The following is a 21,646-nucleotide window of genomic DNA, read 5'->3' on the forward strand; positions in this document are numbered from 1 at the left end:
CAAGGCATACTGGCCACCCTCAGCACTCCAGAATCAAGATCCGCCCCATGCGTATCCACGTCAGCTTCATCGACCGCGTCGGCATCACCCAGGAAGTCCTGGCCTTGCTCGGTGGGCGCAATCTCAATCTGGATGCGGTGGAGATGGTGCCGCCCAATGTCTATATCGATGCGCCGACCCTCAGCGCCGAAGTGCTCGAAGAACTGCGCGACGCGTTGTTCAGCGTGCACGGCGTGCAAGCGGTAAAGGTCGTCGACATCCTTCCGGGCCAGCGTCGCCACTTGCAACTCGATGCCCTGCTGGCGGCCATGACCGACCCGGTGCTGGCCCTGGACAGTGCAGGCAAGATCCTGCTGGCCAATCCGGCGCTGATCGCCTTGTACGGGCGTGAACCGGCTGGTGAGAGCATCGCCGAGCTGTTCGATGATCCGGCCTTGCTGGAAACCTTGCTGGACCAGGGCTTTCGCTTGCCGTTGCGCGAGATCAGCGTCAACGGCCAAACCCTGCTGCTGGGCGCCACGCCGATCACCGACGCCGGCGCCCTGCTCACCCTCTACCAGCCCAACCGCATCGGCGAACAACTGTCGGCGCTGCACCATGACCATGCCGAAGGGTTTGATGCGCTGCTGGGCGAGTCCCCGGCGATCCGCACGCTCAAGGCGCGGGCGCAACGGGTGGCGGCACTGGATGCACCGCTGCTGATCCAGGGCGAAACCGGTACCGGCAAAGAGCTGGTGGCCCGCGCCTGCCACGCCATCAGTGCGCGCCACAGTGCGCCGTTTCTGGCATTGAACTGCGCGGCACTGCCGGAAAATCTCGCCGAAAGTGAATTGTTCGGCTATGCCCCTGGCGCCTTTACCGGCGCGCAACGCGGTGGCAAACCGGGGCTGATGGAGCTGGCCAACCAGGGCACGGTGTTCCTCGATGAGATCGGTGAGATGTCGCCGTACCTGCAAGCCAAGCTGCTGCGTTTTCTCAATGACGGCAGCTTTCGCCGCGTGGGTGGCGACCGCGAAGTGAAGGTCAATGTGCGCATCCTCAGCGCCACCCACCGCGACCTGGAAAAGATGGTCAGCGAAGGCACCTTTCGCGAAGATCTGTTTTACCGCCTTAACGTGCTCAACGTCGCCGTGCCGCCCTTGCGTGAACGCGGCCAGGACATCCTGCTGCTGGCGCGCTACTTCATGCAGCAAGCCTGCGCGCAGATCCAGCGCCCGGTCTGCCGCCTGGCGCCGGGTACCTATCCAGCCCTGCTGGGCAACCACTGGCCGGGCAACGTGCGGCAGTTGCAAAACGTGATCTTCCGCGCTGCCGCCATCTGCGAAAGCAGCCTGGTGGACATCGGTGACCTGGACATCGCCGGCACCTCCGTGGCGCGCCAGAGCGATGGTGAAGTCGACAGCCTGGAACAGGCCGTGGAAGATTTCGAGCGCAGCCTGCTGGAAAGCCTCTACAGCCGCTACCCCTCGACCCGCCAACTGGCCAGCCGGCTACAAACCTCCCACACGGCTATCGCCCATCGCCTGCGCAAATACGGCATTCCCAACAAACCCTGACGGAATAAACGCGGTTCAACTGTAGGAGCTGGCTTGCCTGCGATAGCGTCGGGTCATCCAACGCCTTAGTGACGGGTAGACCGCTATCGCAGGCAAGCCAGCTCCCACAGAAACCGCATTACAGATTTGGTCTGAGAACGACATTCCGTGTACTGAAAGCGCTACAGCGTAACGATATCGCTACAACCCTGTTTTTTGCGTGCCATGCAAGGCTTTGATCCACATAGGCTTTTTTTCACGCACCTGACTGTAGCGAAATCGCTACAGCTCACTCCTCGGACTTTATAGCGAAATTTATTAACCCATTGATTTATAACGGCTTAATAACGTTGGCCGCAATATTGCTAAGCAACTCCTCATTATTCCAATCCCGTCCACCAGACGATTCTGGCCCTGAGGAGTTTCCATGAGCGAGTTGCGTTTCACTGAAGATCACGAATGGCTGCGCGCCGAAGCCGATGGCAGCGTCACCGTGGGTATCACCGCTTTTGCGCAGAACGCGCTGGGTGAAGTGGTTTTCGTGCAACTGCCGGAGTTGCAGGCTTATACCAAGGGCGCCGAAGCCTCCACCGTGGAGTCGGTCAAGGCCGCAAGTGGTGTGTACATGCCGTTGGACGGTGAAGTCCTCGAAGTCAACGACAAGCTCGATGGCAGCCCGGAACTGGTCAACGAAGACCCGATGGGCGAAGGCTGGTTCTTCCGCTTTAAACCCGCCAATGCCGATGCAGTGGCTAAGCTGTTGGATCAGGATGCGTACGACCGCCTGATCAAAGCCAACGCTGAAGCTTGAGGAGCGCGCCATGACCGTTAATCTGACCACCGCCAACGAATTCATCGCCCGCCACATCGGCCCGCGCCAGGAAGATGAGCAGCAAATGCTCGCCAGCCTGGGGTTTGATTCCCTCGAAGCCCTGAGCGCCAGCGTCATCCCGGAAAGCATCAAGGGCACCAGCGTGCTCGGCCTGGAAGACGGCCTGAGCGAAGCCGAGGCCCTGGCCAAGATCAAGGCCATCGCCAGCCAGAACCAACTGTTCAAGACCTACATCGGCCAGGGCTACTACAACTGCCATACGCCGTCGCCGATCCTACGCAACCTGCTGGAAAACCCGGCCTGGTACACCGCCTACACGCCGTATCAACCCGAGATTTCCCAAGGCCGCCTGGAAGCCCTGCTGAATTTCCAGACCCTGATCAGCGACCTCACCGGCCTGCCGATTGCCAACGCCTCCCTGCTCGACGAAGCCACGGCCGCCGCCGAAGCCATGACCTTCTGCAAGCGCCTGAGCAAGAACAAAAGCAGCAACGCGTTCTTCGCTTCGGTGCACAGCCACCCACAAACCCTCGACGTCCTGCGCACTCGCGCCGAACCACTGGGCATCGATGTAGTAGTGGGCGATGAGCGCGAACTGACCGACGTCAGCCCGTTCTTCGGCGCCCTGCTGCAATACCCGGCCAGCAACGGCGATGTGTTCGACTATCGCGAACTGACCGAACGTTTCCACGCCGCCAACGCACTGGTCGCCGTGGCCGCCGACCTGCTGGCCCTGACCCTGCTGACGCCGCCGGGTGAATTCGGCGCCGACGTCGCCATTGGCAGCGCACAACGCTTTGGCGTGCCACTGGGCTTCGGTGGCCCGCACGCGGCGTACTTCTCCACCAAGGATGCGTTCAAGCGCGACATGCCAGGCCGTCTGGTCGGTGTTTCCGTCGACCGCTTCGGCAAGCCGGCCCTGCGCTTGGCCATGCAAACCCGCGAGCAACATATCCGCCGCGAGAAAGCCACCAGCAACATCTGCACCGCGCAAGTGCTGCTGGCCAATATCGCCAGCATGTACGCCGTGTACCACGGCCCCAAGGGCCTGACGCAGATCGCCCAGCGCATTCACCAGCTGACCGCGATCCTGGCCAAGGGTTTGACGGCCCTGGGCCAGAAAGTCGAGCAGGCACACTTCTTCGACACCCTGACAATCCACACCGGCGCCCACACCGCAGCCCTGCACGACAAGGCCCGCGCCCAGCGCATCAACTTGCGCGTGGTGGATGGCGAACGCGTTGGCCTGTCGGTCGACGAAACCACCACCCAGGCCGATATCCAAGCCTTGTGGGCCATCTTCGCCGATGGCAAAACCCTGCCAGCCTTTGCTGCAACCGAAAGCACCCTGCCGAGCGCCTTGCTGCGCCAGTCGCCGATCCTCAGCCACCCGGTGTTCAACCGTTATCACTCGGAAACCGAGCTGATGCGCTACCTGCGCAAGCTGGCCGACAAGGACCTGGCCCTGGACCGCACCATGATCCCGCTGGGCTCGTGCACCATGAAGCTCAACGCCGCCAGCGAAATGATCCCGGTGACCTGGGCCGAATTCGGTGCCCTGCACCCGTTCGCCCCCGCCGCGCAAAGCGCCGGCTACCAGCAACTGACCAGCGAACTGGAAGCCATGCTCTGCGCGGCCACCGGTTACGACGCGATCTCCCTGCAACCCAACGCCGGTTCCCAGGGTGAGTACGCCGGCCTCTTGGCCATCCGTGCCTATCACCAGAGCCGTGGCGAAGAACGTCGCGACATCTGCCTGATCCCGTCGTCAGCCCACGGTACCAACCCTGCGACCGCCAACATGGCCGGCATGCGCGTGGTGGTCACCGCTTGCGATGCACGCGGCAACGTCGACATCGAAGACCTGCGCGCCAAGGCCATTGAGCACCGCGAGCACCTCGCAGCACTGATGATCACCTACCCCTCTACCCACGGCGTGTTCGAGGAAGGTATTCGCGAAATCTGCGGGATCATTCATGACAACGGCGGCCAGGTGTACATCGACGGCGCCAACATGAACGCCATGGTCGGCCTGTGCGCACCGGGCAAGTTCGGCGGCGATGTGTCCCACCTGAACCTGCACAAAACCTTCTGCATTCCCCACGGCGGTGGCGGCCCGGGCGTTGGCCCGATTGGCGTCAAGTCGCACCTCACGCCATTCCTGCCCGGCCACGCCGCCATGGAACGCAAGGAAGGCGCGGTGTGCGCTGCGCCGTTCGGCAGCGCGAGCATTCTGCCGATCACCTGGATGTACATCAGCATGATGGGCGGCGCCGGCCTCAAGCGTGCGTCGCAGTTGGCGATCCTGAATGCCAACTACATTTCCCGTCGCCTGGAAGAGCACTACCCGGTGCTGTACACCGGCAGCAATGGCCTGGTGGCCCACGAATGCATCCTGGACCTGCGCCCGTTGAAAGACAGCAGCGGCATCAGCGTGGACGACGTGGCCAAGCGCCTGATCGATTTTGGTTTCCATGCGCCGACCATGTCGTTCCCGGTGGCCGGCACCTTGATGATCGAGCCCACCGAAAGTGAATCCAAGGAAGAGCTGGACCGCTTCTGCGACGCCATGATCGCCATCCGCGAAGAGATCCGCGCGGTAGAAAACGGCACCCTCGACAAAGACGACAACCCCCTCAAGAACGCGCCGCACACGGCTGCGGAACTGGTGGGCGAATGGAGCCACCCATACAGCCGTGAACAAGCGGTGTACCCGGTGGCTTCATTGATCGAAGGCAAGTACTGGCCGCCGGTTGGCCGGGTCGACAACGTGTTTGGAGATCGCAACCTGGTGTGTGCGTGCCCTTCTATCGAGAGCTACGCCTGATCTGACGGGAGATACGCGGCCAGTGTGGGAGCTGGCTTGCCTGCGATAGCGGTGTATCAGCCGACAGTGATGTTGCCTGACCCACCGTTATCGCGGGCAAGCCCGGCTCCCACATTGACCGAGTCGGCTTTCAGAAAATAATAAGAAACCGGAGAACAACCATGTCCCTTAGCGTGTTCGACCTGTTCAAGATTGGCATCGGCCCCTCAAGTTCCCACACCGTCGGCCCGATGCGTGCCGCTGCTCGATTCGTCGAGGGGCTCAAGCGTGACAACCTGCTGGAGGCCACCACCGGCATCAAGGTGGAACTCTACGGATCACTGGGCGCCACCGGCAAAGGCCACGGCAGCGACAAGGCTGTGTTGCTGGGCCTGGAAGGCGAACACCCGGACACCGTGAATACCGAAACCGTGGCAGCACGCCTGGCGCAGATGCGCAGTGACGGGCGCCTCAACCTGCTCGGCGAACACAGCATTGCGTTCAACGAGAAAGAACACCTGGCGATGATTCGCAAGCCCCTTGCCTATCATCCCAACGGCATGATCTTTCGTGCCTTTGACGCCGCCGGCATCCAGACCCGCAGCCGCGAGTACTACTCGGTCGGTGGCGGTTTCGTGGTGGATGAAGACGCGGCGGGCGCCGACCGTATCGTCGAAGACGCTACCCCCCTGACCTTCCCGTTCAAACACGCCAAGGACTTGCTCGGCCACTGCACCACCTATGGCCTGTCTATCAGCCAGGTGATGCTGACCAATGAAAGTGCCTGGCGCCCGGAAGCCGAAACCCGCAGCGGTTTGTTGAAGATCTGGCAGGTCATGCAGGATTGCGTCGATGCCGGCTGTCGCAACGAAGGCATCTTGCCCGGAGGCTTGAAGGTCAAGCGCCGGGCAGCGGCCTTGCACAGGCAGTTGTGCAAGAACCCGGAGTCGGCGCTGCGCGACCCGCTGTCGGTGCTCGATTGGGTCAACCTGTATGCGCTGGCGGTCAACGAAGAAAACGCCAATGGCGGGCGCGTGGTCACCGCGCCCACCAACGGCGCGGCCGGGATCATTCCCGCCGTGCTGCATTACTACATGCGTTTTATCCCCGGCGCGAACGAAGACGGCGTAGTGCGCTTTTTGCTCACCGCGGCCGCCATCGGCATTTTGTACAAGGAAAACGCTTCGATCTCAGGCGCCGAAGTCGGTTGCCAGGGCGAAGTCGGCGTGGCCTGTTCCATGGCCGCAGGCGCACTCTGCGAAGTGCTGGGCGGCAGCGTGTCCCAAGTGGAAAACGCCGCCGAGATCGGCATGGAACACAACCTCGGCCTGACCTGCGACCCAATTGGCGGGCTGGTGCAGGTGCCGTGCATCGAGCGCAATGCCATGGGCTCGGTGAAGGCGATCAATGCGGTGCGCATGGCCCTGCGTGGCGACGGGCAGCACTTTGTGTCCCTCGACAAGGTCATCCGCACCATGCGCCAGACGGGCGCCGACATGAAAAGCAAATACAAGGAAACCGCCCGTGGCGGTTTGGCGGTCAACATTATCGAGTGCTGACGCCCACAAGCGCGTCGGCACGTTTTTCAGGAGTTGAATATGTCCACCGAAACCCTGTTGAAAACCCCATTGCATGCCCTGCACCTGGAACTGGGCGCACGCATGGTGCCCTTCGCCGGCTACGACATGCCGGTGCAGTATCCATTGGGCGTGATGAAGGAACACCTGCATACCCGTGAACAGGCCGGGTTGTTCGACGTCTCCCACATGGGCCAGATTCGTCTCACTGGCGCGAATGCCGCCAAGGCTCTGGAGACCCTGGTGCCCGTCGATATCATCGACCTGCCAGTAGGCATGCAGCGCTATGCGATGTTCACCAATGAGCAAGGCGGCATCCTCGACGACCTGATGGTCGCCAACCTGGGCAACGACGAATTGTTCCTGGTGGTCAACGCCGCCTGCAAGGACCAGGACCTGGCGCACCTGCGTACACATATCGGCGACCAATGCACCATCGAACCGCTGTTCGAAGAACGCGCCCTGCTGGCCCTGCAAGGCCCTGCGGCAGTGAAAGTATTGGCGCGCCTGGCCCCTGAAGTCACTCAGATGACCTTCATGCAATTCGCCACCCTGCGTTTGCTGGGCGTGGACTGCTACGTCAGCCGCTCCGGCTACACCGGTGAAGACGGTTTTGAAATCTCCGTGCCGGCCGCCAATGCCGAGAGCCTGGCCCGCAGCCTGCTGGCCGAAACCGAAGTGCAGGCGATCGGCCTGGGCGCTCGCGATTCGCTACGCCTGGAAGCCGGCTTGTGTTTGTACGGCCACGACATGAACACCGACACCACGCCAATCGAAGCCAGCCTGCTGTGGGCGATTTCCAAGGCTCGGCGTGCCGATGGCGCACGGGCCGGCGGCTTCCCTGGCGCCGACCGCATCTTCACTCAGCAGCAAACCGGTGTGGCGCGCAAACGCGTAGGCCTGCTGCCGCAGGAGCGTACCCCGGTGCGTGAAGGCGCTGAAATTGTCGATGCACAAGGTACGGTTATCGGCAGCGTCTGCAGCGGGGGCTTTGGTCCAACCTTGGGCGGCCCTCTGGCAATGGGTTACCTGGACAGCGCATTTGTCGCACTGGATACCGAAGTTTGCGCAATGGTACGTGGGAAAAAGGTGCCACTGCGTGTAAGTAAAATGCCATTTGTTCCGCAACGTTACTACCGTGGCTGATTGACTGTTTCTATAAGTAACGCGGTTGCGTTAACGTGCACTAAACTGTAACGCAACCGCCATAAAACAGTGCATTCACGATAGGCTTTTTATAGCTGAGGCCCTATAACAAGTGAATAGATCTATCGAATAAGCCAGTATCAGAACATTCAACAAAGTGTCATGAGCCCCAGTAAAATCAGGGCCTGCACAAGGGCTTGTTTTTTTCATATTAGTTGGCGTAGAGTTTGCCCACTGTGTTTGCATGGGTCGCTTGGAACCTGGACCTGGGCAGTAGCTCAAGTAGTTTGCTACAACCCGTTCGACGTCTCTTACTTTCCTGCAACCCAGCCCAGTACTCTTTCGTTTGAAAGGGGCTGTCATTAATTTTTAGCGTCAAAGGAAAGAAGAAAATGGCTGAGCGTCAGAGCGGTACCGTCAAGTGGTTCAACGACGAAAAAGGCTTTGGTTTTATCACTCCTGAAAGCGGCCCGGATCTGTTCGTGCATTTCCGCGCTATTCAGGGCAATGGCTTCAAGAGCCTGAAGGAAGGCCAGAAAGTGACTTTCGTCGCTGTGCAGGGCCAGAAAGGCATGCAGGCTGACGAAGTCCACGCAGAAGCCTGACCCTTACCTGCGACAAAAAGCCCCTGATATGACATCAGGGGCTTTTTTATGGGCGCCATTGCGTAAACTGCGTGCTTTCTCCAGAGAGCCCTGCCATGTCCAAACCCCTGTTGAGCCCCCAGGGCGAATTCCCCGCCGTTGGCCTGGGCCGCCGCCTGGCAGCGATGTTCTACGACTTTCTTTTATGTACCGCACTGCTGATCGTCACCGCTTTTATCTACAAGCTGGTGTGGATCGCCTTCGTGGGCGAAGCGAAGATGCGCACGCTCACCGAATCCGGCGCGCTGGACGGTGACCCGTTGCTGTCCACGATCCTGCTGTTCGTGCTCTTCGGGTTCTTCGCCAAGTTCTGGACTCATTCGGGGCAAACCCTGGGCATGCAGGTGTGGGGCGTGCGCGTGCAGAACGCCGACGGGTCGCGGATCAGCCTGTGGCAGGCACTGCTGCGTTTTGTGGTGTCGATTGCGTCATGGCTGTGCGTGGGGTTGGGATTTATCTGGTCGTTGTTCGATAAACACAAACGCAGCTGGCATGACATCTATTCGGATACGCAGTTGGTGCGGATCCCGAAGCAAAAGAAGTAACTCAAGCGCATCACAGATCAACTGTGGGAGCTGGCTTGCCTGCGATAGCGGTGTTGCAGTCAAAAACACCTGTGACTGTTACACCGCTATCGCAGGCAAGCCAGCTCCCACATTTTGATTTGTGTTCAGGCGTTGCCGGCCAGTTTCAATCGTGCTGCCTGGGTAAAGTCGAGCATGCGCTTGAGCGGTCGTACCGCCTGCGGAATCACCGCCGGCTCCACGAAGATCTCATTACTGCCCTCACGCAAACACTGCAACGTACGCTCCAGTGTGTTCATTGCCATCCACGGGCAGTGCGCGCAACTGCGACAGGCTGCACCGTTACCGGCGGTAGGCGCTTCGACAAAGACTTTGTCCGGGCACAACTGCTGCATCTTGTAGAAGATGCCGCGGTCGGTCGCGACGATAAAGGTCTTGTTCGGCAAGCGTTGCGCCGCAGCGATCAGTTGGCTGGTGGAACCCACCGCGTCAGCCAATTCGATCACCGAAGTCGGTGACTCCGGGTGCACCAGGATTGCCGCATCCGGGTACAACGCCTTCATGTCTTCGAGCTGCTTGGACTTGAATTCTTCGTGGACGATGCAGGCACCGTCCCACAGCAGCATATCGGCACCGGTCTGGCGCTGGATGTAGGTGCCCAGGTGTTTGTCCGGGCCCCAGATAATGGTCTCGCCGTTGTCCATCAGGCTTTCGACAATTTCCAGCGCGCAGCTGGAAGTCACCACCCAATCCGCCCGAGCTTTGACCGCCGCCGAGGTGTTGGCATAGACCACCACGGTGCGCTCGGGGTGCTGATCGCAGAACGCGGAAAACTCATCCACCGGGCAACCCAGGTCCAGGGAGCACGTGGCTTCCAGGGTAGGCATCAGGATGCGTTTTTCAGGCGTAAGGATCTTGGCGGTCTCGCCCATGAAGCGCACGCCAGCCACCAATACGGTTTTGGCCGGGTGAGCGGCACCAAAGCGCGCCATCTCCAGGGAGTCGGAAACACAACCACCGGTTTCTTCGGCCAGGGCCTGAATCACCGGGTCGCAATAAAAGTGGGCAACCAGCACCGCGTCCTGAGCCTTGAGCTCGGCGGCAATGGCGGTTCGCAGGCTCGCCTCTTCGGCAGCGCTGAGAACCTTGGGCTGCTTGGCGTCGAGGTGAGCTTGAACCAGTAGGCGTTCGGAAATGTGCGTCATGTTCGCAAGACCTGCAGGCGCAGTAGCGCGAAAGTCGAGTGTACCACCGGCTCAGGAGCCCTTCGGGCGCCGCCGGACGAAGTGTTTTTGTTCATCAAGCACGGGTACAGCTTAAAGCTGCGCAAGGCTACAGAATATCCAATGGATTCAAAAGCCTAATCTGGCAACCGGGCAAGGTACTCAGTTCCTCGCCGCGGCACGCCGATTAGGTGAAGCCCAGACAACAATCAAAACCGCGCCGCCCCCTCCCGCCTCCTGAAAAATCAGGATTTTTGGGCTGGGACGCCCATTCGCGCACTGAATTTGTGCATTTGAGCACTGCATCACACGATTTTTCTTACAGAATGTGCAATAAATCCTACGGCGATGTAACAAACCGTTCAGCACTCACTCAAGTGGGGCAAGTCTGCGCTGAGTTCAAGGTTTAGCTCGTGCGGTGTGGATCGTGTGTATTTCTACGTTAAGGATGTCGAGTGCCAAATCAGCTCTCAACCGGACACTTGAGTTGTACCCGGAACCTGGGCATTGCCCTGCTCTGCCTGTGGGCGCTGCCCGTGGCTGGCGCCGAGGCGCCGCAGCCAGGCCAGGAAGCCCTGCGCTTGCAACAGCAACAGCAACGCGACCTGCAGCAATTACAATTGGAGCAGCGCCAACGTCAGATGCAACGTGGCAGTTTCGGTACGCCAGCGGCCACACCGGCCTTGCCAACAGACATCGCCAAGGACGAACGCTGCTGGCCCTTGAGCGGTACGCGCCTGGCCGGGGTCACGCTGTTCAGCCGTGCCGAGTTGGACAAACACATCGAGCCCTACGTGGCGCCTTGCATGGGCGTCACCCAGATCAACCGCCTGCTGGCCGAGGTTACGCGGCTGTATGTCGAGGCCGGTTATATCGCCAGCCGCCCCTACCTGATCAGCGCGCCCGCCGCCGGGCAACCGCTGGATATTCACGTCGAAGAAGGCTACCTGGAGGCCATCGAACTGGCCGACCAGAGCCTGCCGGTGTCATTGGGTGGGGCATTCCCCGGGATGCTCGGCAAGCCACTGAACCTGCGAGATCTGGAGCAGGGCCTGGACCAGCTCAACCGCCTGCGCTCGGTGGACCTCACGGCCGACATCGCCCCAGGCAGCACCGCGGGCGCGTCGCGCATCATCCTGCGCTCGCGCAGCAGTGCCTCGCGCTGGGCCCTGGGCCTGGGGGTGGATAACCTCGGCAGCGCCGGCACCGGGCGTGATCGCAATGCGATCAACTTGAGCCTGGACAGCCCGCTGCAAATCAACGACTCGCTCAACCTGAGCTTCAGCGACACGCTCAACCATGGGCCGCGCTACAGCCGCAGCCACAGCCTGTTCTACTCGATCCCCTACGGTTACTGGACCTACAGCCTGTTCGCCAGCCATGCCGAATACCGCTCGCCGTTCAAACTCAGCCGCACCACGTTTTACAACAGTGGCCGCACCGATCAGGTCAGCCTGCGTAGCGACCGTGTGTTGTGGCGCGACCAGGGCCACCAACTCAGCGCCAACCTGCAACTGGCCTACAAAGACGTCGACAGCTACCTACAGAAGGTACACCTGGACATCCAAAGCCCCACGCTGACCGTAGCCGAAGCGGGCATGAACCTGTTCTGGCTCAACAGCGCGGTGTGGAACCTGGACGTCAATTACGCCCAGGGCCTGACCTAGTTCGGCGCCGATCGCGATGCCGACCAGGTGCAGAAAAACCGGCCCAAGGCGCAGTTTCAAAAGTACCGCGCCAACCTCACCCAATGGCGCAACGGCCAATGGGCAGCGCAGCCATGGCAGTGGCAGAGCCAGTTGTCGGTGCAGTACAGCCCGGATGCGTTGCCCGCCATCGAACAGTTGCTGATCACCGACGACTCGGCCGTGCGCGGCTACCGCGAAAACAGTAGTTCCGGTGCCATTGGCGCGGTCTGGCGCAACACCTTGCGCCTGCCGCTCAACACTGACTTGCCGGTGAAGCTCACCCCGCGCCTGGGCCTGGACAACGGCTGGGTCAAGCACGAACACGGCGCCCAGAGCCAACGCCTGAGCGGCGCCAGCGCGGGGCTCAACCTGAGCTGGAAGAACGTACAGCTCGACATCGACTACCAACGCAACCTCAACACCCCCACAGGTTTTCGCCAGGAGCCGGAGGTCTGGCTGACGCGCCTTAGCTTGCAGATATGAGTGTGCACCGATGAGCCAATACCTGTTTTTAGCCTGAGTCACCGCCGTACCTGACCACCCCAGCAGCGTTGCAACGAACAACGCGCGTCGTGGATCAGCCAACACAGAGCGAGATTATTTATGCCGACTACTTCACATAGCTTCCACCTTTCACCCCAGGGCAAACTGCGCTGGGCCATCGCTAGTCTCTTCCTGCTGCCGCAGCTCGCGCTCGCCGCAGGCTTGACCGTCGTCGAAGGCCCTGGCGGTACGCCGCAGCTGCAAAACCAGGGCGGCGTCCCCATCGTCAACATCGTCGCGCCGAACGCCGGTGGCCTGTCCCATAACCAGTTCCTGGATTACAACGTCGACCGCCAGGGCCTGGTGTTGAACAACGCCTTGCAAGCTGGCCAGTCCCAACTTGCCGGGCAACTGGCGGCCAACCCGCAGTTCCAGGGCCAGGCGGCGAGCGTGATCCTCAACGAAGTGATCAGCCGCAACGCCTCGACCCTCAACGGCGCCCAGGAGATTTTCGGCCAGGCGGCCGATTACGTGCTGGCCAACCCTAACGGTATTTCGGTGAATGGCGGCAGTTTCATCAACACGCCCAATGCCAACCTGGTGGTGGGCCGCCCTGAACTCAACGACGGCAAGCTGCAAGCCTTGAGCACCCGCGATGCCAACGGCCAACTGACAGTGCAAGGCCAGGGCCTGCACAACCGCGAAGGGTCCATCAACCTGATCGCGCCGCGCATCGACAGCGAAGGTCGCCTCAGTGCCCGCGATCAATTGAACCTCACCGTCGGCAGCAACCAGGTCGATTTCGCCAGCGGGCAGGTACGCCAGGTGGACCCGGCCAGCAAGACCCAGGACCAACGCATCGACGCGCGCCTGTTCGGCGCCATGCAGGCCGGGCGCATCAACATCATCAGCACCGCCGAAGGCGCCGGTGTACGCGTGGGCGGCGTGCAGGTGCAAGGCACTGACGGGGTGAAGATCAGTTCGGCCGGCGACCTTGATATCAGCGGCCAGGTGCGCGCCGACAGCCTCGACGCCACTCGCGCTGACGTGCACAGCCGCCAGGGCGATATCGACTTGCACAGCGCCAAGGACCTGAACCTGGCCGCCACCGACGTCAGCGGGCGCAACGTCAAACTCGACGCCAGCCGCAACCTGACCCTCAGCAGCCTGGAAAGCCGCAAGCTCCAGGAAAAGCGTGAACAGTGGAACAACAGCAACTTCCTGTTCACCTACGAAACCTACGACCGCACCACCACCGACAAAGACTCGCGCCAGCACGGCAACAAGGTTGTGGCGCAACAGGATGCGGCGCTGTCTTCCGGTGCCAACACCGAGATCAAAGCCAGCCATGTGGAAGCGGGCAACACTCTGCGCGTCGACAGCGGTGCCAACCTGCACGTTAACGCCGCCACCGAAACCCATGAAACCCGCGACCAGGGCAACCATCGCAAGCACCTGTGGAAAGCCAACTGGGATAAATCCAGCAGCGAACAACGCAGCATCACCAGCAGCCTCAAGGCCGGAAAGACACTGGAGCTGACCAGCCAACAGAAGCTGCAATTGCAAGGCGCCGAGCTGAAAACCCCCGGCGATATCCAACTGGCCGCCCGGCACGTGGAAATCGCCAGCGCCAGCCGTACCCAGAGCAGCAGCGACAATGCCTACTCCGGCGACCTCACCGGTGGCAGCTTCTTCGGCAAGCAAGGCGACGGTAACCAGGGCAAGACGTCGAACACTGGTAGCAAGGTCAACGCCGACGGCAAGCTGATCGTCAAGGCCGACGACGTGCGCATCAGCGGCAGCCAGGCCCGAGGCGGCAAACAGGCCAGCGTCATCAGCGACAAAGGCTCGCTGGTGATCGACGGCGTCCAGGACACCTCCCACGACAACCGCTACAGCAATGACAGCAAGTTCTTCGGTATCTCCAAGGACGAAAGCCGCAAGAACCTCAAGGACAGCACCGTGGTTGCCAGCAACCTGCGCTCGGACAGCAACCTCAAGCTGCAAAGTGCCAAGGACATCACCGTCAGTGGCTCCCAGGTGTCCGCCGCGGGTGAACTGCAAGCGGATGCCAAGGGCGATATCAAGGTCGTTGCCGCCGAGAACACCACCCACGACACCACTCGCACCCATAGCCGTGGCTTCGATGGCTACGCCAAGGAAACCGAGGGTGTCAGCCGCCAGTACCGTGCGGGCCTGAGTTATGAAGACCAGCAGCAAACCCGCCAGACCGACACCACGCAACAACAGGCTTCCAGCCTTAAAGGCGCCAGTGTGGCGGTTAACGCCGCAGGCGATGTCAGCATCACCGGGTCCAACCTCCAGGCCACCGAAGGCGATGCCAGCCTGAGCGGCAAAAACGTCGAGCTGTTGGCCGCCCACGACAAGCGCACCGAAGCCGTCGACAAAACCGCCACCGGCGGCAGTTTCTACTACACCGGCGGCATTGATCGGGCAGGCAGTGGCGCTCAGTTCAGCCACCAAAGCAGCCAAGACACCGCTGAAAAAACCACTGCGCAAACCAGCACCGTGGCCGCGGCCGGCAAGCTGACCATCAACGCTGGCAACACCTTCACCAGCGAGGGTGCACAGGCCAAGGCCGGCGCCGGGCTGCAGGTCAACGCTGGCCAGATCGACAACCAAGCCGCCCATTCCACCGAGACCAGCACCCACAAGGAAAACGGCTGGACCGCCGATGTCGGCGCCAATGTGGAATACAAAGGCATTACCCGCCCGATCGAAAAAGCCGTCGAGGGCGTGGCCCAGGCCAAGTTCCATCAGCCCGGTTTGCTGGATGCATTCGAGCAACCCAATGTCGGCCTGGATGTGGAAGTCGGGCACACGAACAAAACCGGCACAACGCAGGGCAGCACCGCAGTGGTCAGCCAGTTCAGTGGCGCCACGGTGCAGGTCAATGCGGCCGGCACCTTGCAGGACGAGGGCACCCAGTACCGCGCCACCGAGGGCGGGCTGAACATCAAGGCGGGCGAGCACGTTGCTACCGCAGCGGCCAACACCCACAGCAGCAGCGAGCAAGGCGTGGACGCCAAGGCTGGCGTGCGAGTCTATACCACCACCGGTGAAGACCTGAATGTGCGCGGCAGTGGCCTGGGCGGCAGCAGCGATGTGCGCGAGTCCAGCAGCACGGCGGTAGTCGGCAGCTATGTGGCCAGCCAAGGCGTGAGCATCGAAGCCAAGGGCGATGCTCGTTATGAAGGCAGCCAGTTCGACGGCGGCCAGGCCGGGGTCAACCTCAAGACCGACGGTGAGCTGGCGCTCAACCAGGCCACCAACACCCAGAGCAAAAACAGCAGCACGCTGCGCGGCAACGGCTCACTGACGGTGGGCACCGCGCCCGGCGCCAATGGCAGCAACGTCAACCTCGGTGCCGGCGTGCAGTTGGATAACAAGCGCCTGGACACCCAGGACAGCCAGGCCCAGGTCGCGACCATCCAGGGCAGCGGCCCCGTCAAGCTCAGCAGCGGCGCTGACATGACCCTGCAAGGCACGCAGATCGGCAGTACGGGCGCGAAGGCTGGCGATATCAGCCTCAATGCCGGCGGCAAGCTAAACCTGCAAACCGCCACCGATAGCCACGTCAGCAACGGCAGTAACCTGGGCGGTGGCCTGACCCTCGGTGCCGGCAAGACCAGCAGCGCCGAAAGCAGCAGCAAGACCGGCAGCCTCAGCGCCAACTTCAACATTGGCAAAGTAGCGGAAAACGACCAGAGCGCCGTCGTCGGGCAGTTGCACAGCAGCGGCAAGGTCAGCCTCGCCAGCGGCGCTGATGCAACCGATGCCATCCACTTGCAGGGCACTCAGGTCAGCGCAGCCAGCGTTAGCCTGGATGCGCAAAACGGAGGCATCCTGCAAGAGTCTGCGCAATCGAACCAGGCCCGTGGCAACTGGGGCGTCACCCTGGGCGCAGGGGGCAGCGTCGGCCAAACCACCCTGGCCGACGCCGGTGAACATGAGACACCCAAGACCCAGCGCGGCATCAATGCGCGGGCCAAGGTCGATGTGGATTACTTGCAAGGCACCACGCAGCACAACAGCGTGATCACAGCGGGTGACGTCACCCTCAACAGTGCCGGCGATACCCATCTGGCCGGAGCGCGTATCGACGCCAACAAGGTACATGGCACGGTGGGCGGCGACCTCGTCGTCGAAAGCCGCAAGGACCAGGTCAACAGCACCCAGGTGAATGTCGACGCCAGGCTGGATGTCGAGAAAAACCAGCCGGGGGTGGTGGATAAGCTGGCCAAAGCCAGCGGCCCATTGAAGGACAAGGTACAAGCCAAGGCTGAAGGCGCGTTCGACAAGCATCGCGACAAGCTGGAGAACGTCGTCGACAAAGGCACCGGGCACCTGGCTTCGGCCAAGGACAGCGTGGTCAACAGCGTGGTCAATGCCAAGGAACGCTTGGGCGAAAAACTCACTCGCAGTGGCAGCTACGATGTGAACCAGGAACCCCGTGGCGCCTTCGGTACCCGCGTGGACAAGGCCAAGGCATACCTGGCAGACAAGACCGATGCCCTGGGCACGCGCTTGTCTGGCTTCAAGGATAAGGTCTGGCCAAAAACCAGCGACAGCTACACCGTCAGTGGCAAAGACACCACCGGCAGCAAGGTGGCCAATACCGCCGAAAGCGTGTTGTTCGGCGACAAGAGCGGCAACACCAGCTACACCCCGACTCTGTATCTGGATGTCAGCCATGTGGCCAAGGACAGCGTCACCCAGGCGTCAGGCATTCGCGCGAGCCACGGCGTCAACCTGCAGGTCAAGGGTGATACCCAGCTTACGGGCGCGCGGATCAGTGCGCCCAATGGCAAGGTTGAGCTGGGTGGCTCCAAGGTGACGGCAACCACACTGGCCGGCAGCGACTACCGCGCCGATGTCGGGCTGAACGTTTCGAAGTCACCGGTCAACCTGGCCCTGGGTGCCAAGAACGAACTGACCCAGAAACACGACGACGCCACACGCAATGACCAAGCCTTCAACCTGGGCCCGCTGCGAGCGGGTGGGCACAGTGAAAGCCAGGCCTTGCAGGCGGGGATTGATCAGGCCATCAACTAACGCTTAAAACAGCAGAACGCTTCTGTGGCGAGGGAGCTTGCTCCCGCTGGACTGCGCAGCAGTCCTATTCTCAGGGTCGCTTCGCGCCCCAACGGGAGCAAGCTCCCTCGCCACGGAATCAGCCACTGCCTGCTCTTCCTATGTCAGTTGAAGAGCGCCTGTACGTTCTTCATCGCGTCATCGGCAAAGCCTTGCAGGAAAGCTTCGAACGCCGGTACGTCTTCCTTGCCGCCCGTGTAGGGCTGGCCAATGATGGTCCAGGTCGCCAGGCTCTGGTTCGGGCCTTGTGGCACCACCTCCATCAGCGCCCACAGGTTACCGATGTTCAGCGAGGTGTAGATCAGCGACCAGGTCATGGTCATGGCTTGATCGTCATGGCTGTTGAGTTGCTCAATCACGACATTGCCGTCCTTGAACAGCTTCTTGCGTACCGAGCGCACGCCCTCGCCCGTCATCTCGATATGGGACAAGGCCGGAATAAACTTCGTGAAACCGGCGAAATCTCCGACGACATTCCACACACTGCGAGCATCGCCATTCACGCTGACGCTGGCGACGACAGGGTTGCCGACTGGATTACGGACCAGGGTATCGGGTTCAAAATGTTGCATGGGTAAGCTCCTTTTTTTGCTCAGATGAAATCGATTTGCTTGAGGTAGTCACAGCCTTTTTGCAGCAACTCACTGTTCTTGGCTGGGTAGTCTTCGCCCATGCTCTGGATGCCTGAGAGTGCATTGCGGTACTCGATCATCGAGATATCGCCAATGTCTTCTTCAAACCCATTGAGGTAAAAACCGACCACGCCGAACAACGCGTTATCACTGTCGATGGCCGACAGGCGTTGCTGCCATTGTGTCACCGGGACCATCTGGAAATCGTGACCGGCCGCGCGGAACGCCTCCAGATAGTGAGCCCATGTCAAAGGCAGCGGGTTGTGCAAGTTGAACACCGCTTTGGTGCGGTTATGACGGCTGGCGTGAAACGCAATGAAGCGTGCGAGGAAGTCCACCGGCATCAGGTCGAAGTTGAGCGCCAGTTCGGGCACTTGCTTAAGCTGCAAAGAGCCTTTGAGCATCAGCATCAAACGGTTCTGATGAGGCTGGCACACACCGGTTCGCGTATTGAACGCGATGTTTCCAGGGCGATAGAGATTGACCCACACCCCCGACTCACTGGCGTTCCACAAGATGCGCTCAGCCACCCATTTGGAGAGGTTGTAACCATTGCGGATGTAGATGGGCGGCGTGAAGGCAGGCGGTTCTTCCAATACCCGGCCCTGCTCGTCCACCGTGCTGGAGGCCGACAGGGTGGAAATGAAGTTGAAAATTTTCTTGCTGCGCCCTTCACACAATTGCAGGCATTCCAGCACCGGCGTGACGTTGTCCTTGACCAGCGACTCGTAGTCGAGCACGTGGTTGACGTTGGCCGCGTTGTAGATCAACACGCCGTATTCACGATCCAGCCATTCATAGTCCTGCTCGGACAACCCCAGGCGCGGCTTGCTGATATCCGCCGCCAGGACCTTGACCCGGCTCAGGTCCAGATGTTCAAGGCGGTTCTGGATCAGCGCATCCTCGAAGCGCTCTTGCGCGCTCATGCCGCCGGACTCGCGCACCAGGCACGCCACTTCGGTGCTGCCCAGTTCCAGCAGGGCCTCGACGATATGCACACCCAGGAACCCGTTGGAGCCGGTCACGATGACTTTATGTACGTTGCCCAATCGACTGATGGGCAGTACCTCCAGCTCAGGCCGAATCATGGCGTCTTGCAGCGCCTGCGGACTGACCGTAGCAGTGGCCTCGACGTCCTGCTCGATCAGGTTGGCGAGGTTGACCAAGGTGGGTTGCTCAATAAAACGGTTGATCGAGACTCCTTTGCCGAACGCCTCGCGAATCCCCATGAGCATCTGCGACAACAGGATCGAATGGCCACCCAGATTGAAGAAACTGTCATCTACGGAAATGTCCGGCCCAGGCAAGTCGAGCAGCCTGGACCACAGCTCCAGCAACTGCGCCTGGGTGGCGTTCTGGGGCGCCAGGCGCGGCCCTTGCGTCTTGTAGTTGACCGGCAGGTCTCTCAAGGCCTTGCGGTCGACCTTGCCATTGGCCGTGGCCGGCAACCGGTCCAGCAGGCAATAGGCGCTGGGGCGCATGTAGTCGGGCAAATGCTTGAGCGCATAGGCCTGCAACTGCTCGCTGGCCGCCTGGCCCTCGCCCTCTTGGGGCTGGGAGAAAAACGCCAGGATGCGGCGCTGGTGATCGATGACCACCGCCAGTTGCCGGAACAACTGGCTCGATTGCAGCAGGTGTTCGATCTCTTCCGGCTCCACCCGAAAACCGCGGATCTTCACCTGGTTATCCAGGCGCCCGATGATCTGGATGCCCTCCTCGGTCCAACGCGCCAGGTCACCGGTACGGTAGAGGCGCACCCACTGGCCATCGGGCAACTCGTGCAGCCGATAGCGTTCGGCCGTCATTTGCAAGGCGCCCAGGTAACCGGCGCCCACCCCTGGCCCGGCGATGTGGATTTCACCGCTGTCATTTTCGCCTACCGGTTGGCCGTGCTCATCCAGCAGGTAAATCGCGGTATTGGCAATCGGTACGCCCAGGTTGCGATTGTTGTCCCCCCGTTGGAAGGTACGGCAGGTGGCGAGCACCGTGGTCTCGGTGGGGCCATAGATGTTGTGCAGTGCACAATGGCCAACCAGTTGTTCGATCACGTGGGGTTCGCACACATCGCCGCCCGTCACCAAGTGCTGCATGCCGTACAGCGATTCAAGCTGGATGATGCTGAGCAAAGCCGGCGGCAAAAAGGCGTGGGTGACCTGCTCCTGTTGGATCAACTCAGCAAGCGCCACCGGGTCGCGGCGCTGGTCTTCGGTGGGCACGATCAACTCGCCACCCTGGATCAGCGTCGGGAAGATATCCAGCAGCGATGCATCGAAATTGATGGTCGAGAACTGCAGGGCGCGGCTATGGCGGTCCAGTTCCACGTAACGGGCATACCACGCACAGAAGTGGCTCAAGTTGTCGACTGTGAGCAACACGCCTTTGGGTTGGCCGGTGGTACCGGACGTGTAGATCGCCACACAGGGTGCCGAACCATCCAGCGCTACGCGCAACAGGCTCTGATCCGGGGCCAGGGCGACACGGCTGTAGCCCTTGGCGCCGTGGTGGAAGAAGTCCAGATGGCCAATATCCAGGGTAGCCAGGCCCGGTAGCGGGTTGTCTGCCTCGGTGTCCTGGATCAGCAGGCTGGCACCGGCATGCTTGAGGATGGCTGCACGGCGTTCGACAGGATGGTTCGGGTCCAACGGCAGGTACACCGCACCGCAACCAATCACCGCCAGGATCGCTGCATAGAGCGCAGTGCCTTTGGGCAACGAGATGCCGACCACCGTCAACCCTGGGGTCGAGGTTTCAAGCAAGGGTTGCAAGCGTTCCTGGATCGCAACGCTATAAGCGTGCAGTTGCGCATAGGACATACCCCGCCCTTGCACTTTCAGGGCGTTGCGCTCGGCGTTGGCCAACAGGCTATCGGCCAAGCGCTGCACAAAGGGGCGCCTGGCCTCCTCCAGAATGCCGGTATTAGCGCTCGCATTGTGGCGATGACGCCAGGCCAGGCCATCCAACAGGGTCAGGCTCGACAAGCGATCAATCGCCTGCACCGGCTCACGGGGCGCCTCAAGATAGTCAGCACTGCGTGAGAAACGCCCGATGTGCACACTGGCCATCTCTACCACTTGCGCTATCGCTTCACGTGCCCGGTCGGCACCGTTGCCGGCGAGGGAGGCGCTGACTTCACGACGCCCCAGCAGCATCCAATCGCCATCGCCAGGACGCCACAGGCAGTCCACCCGCAGTGGCGCGAGAACATCACTGTCATCGTCAGCCTGCGCCCGCAAAGATAGGCGATGACACGACGGATAGTGCGGGAGTCGCGCCGTGCTGGCGTCGTCTATCAGCACGTCCGGCGCCGATAACTGGCAAAGCTCAATGGCGTTATCGCTGGTCAACAAGCGGGCGGTGTGCCCCATCTGTTCCAACTCTTGCGTAAGGCAGGCGAGCGCATGGCTGCGCCCGCACAAAACGATATCAAGATGTCTCATCGAA

11 protein-coding genes and 1 pseudogene are annotated in these 21,646 nt (G+C 61.2%); 9 read left to right on the forward strand and 3 right to left on the reverse strand.

Going from position 1 to position 21,646, the window contains the following annotated elements:
• Positions 1–47: 47 nt before the first annotated feature.
• The 7 genes from OC445_RS15185 (at position 48) to OC445_RS15215 (ending at position 9,085) form a co-directional block, all read left to right on the forward strand.
• Positions 48–1,556: a sigma-54-dependent transcriptional regulator gene (locus OC445_RS15185; protein ID WP_003193823.1), complete on the forward strand. Its 1,509-nt coding sequence runs from the start codon at positions 48–50 to the stop codon at positions 1,554–1,556.
• Positions 1,557–1,962: 406 nt separating this feature from the next.
• Positions 1,963–2,346 (forward strand): glycine cleavage system protein GcvH, encoded by a 384-nt coding sequence (gene gcvH / locus OC445_RS15190; protein ID WP_262020202.1) that lies wholly within the window; start codon positions 1,963–1,965, stop codon positions 2,344–2,346.
• Between the two features lie 10 nt (positions 2,347–2,356).
• Positions 2,357–5,194, forward strand: a complete 2,838-nt coding sequence (gcvP, locus tag OC445_RS15195) for an aminomethyl-transferring glycine dehydrogenase (protein ID WP_198790640.1) — start codon at positions 2,357–2,359, stop codon at positions 5,192–5,194.
• A gap of 161 nt (positions 5,195–5,355) precedes the next feature.
• Positions 5,356–6,732 (forward strand): L-serine ammonia-lyase, encoded by a 1,377-nt coding sequence (locus OC445_RS15200; RefSeq protein ID WP_034128553.1) that lies wholly within the window; start codon positions 5,356–5,358, stop codon positions 6,730–6,732.
• 39 nt (positions 6,733–6,771) lie between these two features.
• On the forward strand, positions 6,772–7,896 hold the full coding sequence (gene gcvT, locus OC445_RS15205) for a glycine cleavage system aminomethyltransferase GcvT (protein WP_054898393.1): 1,125 nt from the start codon (positions 6,772–6,774) through the stop codon (positions 7,894–7,896).
• A gap of 392 nt (positions 7,897–8,288) precedes the next feature.
• Complete coding sequence (locus OC445_RS15210; RefSeq protein ID WP_034128555.1) at positions 8,289–8,501, forward strand: cold-shock protein; 213 nt, start codon at positions 8,289–8,291, stop codon at positions 8,499–8,501.
• A gap of 95 nt (positions 8,502–8,596) precedes the next feature.
• Positions 8,597–9,085, forward strand: a complete 489-nt coding sequence (locus OC445_RS15215; RefSeq protein ID WP_034128556.1) for an RDD family protein — start codon at positions 8,597–8,599, stop codon at positions 9,083–9,085.
• A gap of 125 nt (positions 9,086–9,210) precedes the next feature.
• Here OC445_RS15215 and nadA read toward each other — a convergent pair whose 3' ends face one another.
• A complete protein-coding gene (gene nadA / locus OC445_RS15220; RefSeq protein WP_003193840.1) occupies positions 9,211–10,269 on the reverse strand; it encodes a quinolinate synthase NadA in 1,059 nt (352 codons plus the stop codon).
• 518 nt (positions 10,270–10,787) lie between these two features.
• Here nadA and OC445_RS15225 point away from each other — a divergent pair.
• Positions 10,788–12,458 (forward strand): annotated as a pseudogene (locus OC445_RS15225) (ShlB/FhaC/HecB family hemolysin secretion/activation protein).
• Positions 12,459–12,578: 120 nt separating this feature from the next.
• Complete coding sequence (locus tag OC445_RS15230; RefSeq protein ID WP_262020203.1) at positions 12,579–17,534, forward strand: hemagglutinin repeat-containing protein; 4,956 nt, start codon at positions 12,579–12,581, stop codon at positions 17,532–17,534.
• 143 nt (positions 17,535–17,677) lie between these two features.
• Here the strand turns inward: OC445_RS15230 and OC445_RS15235 are convergent, their stop codons facing one another.
• Both OC445_RS15235 and OC445_RS15240 read right to left on the reverse strand, forming a co-directional pair.
• Positions 17,678–18,145 (reverse strand): SRPBCC family protein, encoded by a 468-nt coding sequence (locus OC445_RS15235; protein ID WP_054918472.1) that lies wholly within the window; start codon positions 18,143–18,145, stop codon positions 17,678–17,680.
• Between the two features lie 20 nt (positions 18,146–18,165).
• A complete protein-coding gene (locus OC445_RS15240; protein WP_198790643.1) occupies positions 18,166–21,642 on the reverse strand; it encodes an amino acid adenylation domain-containing protein in 3,477 nt (1,158 codons plus the stop codon).
• Positions 21,643–21,646 lie beyond the last annotated feature (4 nt).

The organism is Pseudomonas sp. Pse35, assembly GCF_024519715.1.
In the GTDB taxonomy this organism is placed as follows: domain Bacteria; phylum Pseudomonadota; class Gammaproteobacteria; order Pseudomonadales; family Pseudomonadaceae; genus Aquipseudomonas; species Aquipseudomonas paracarnis.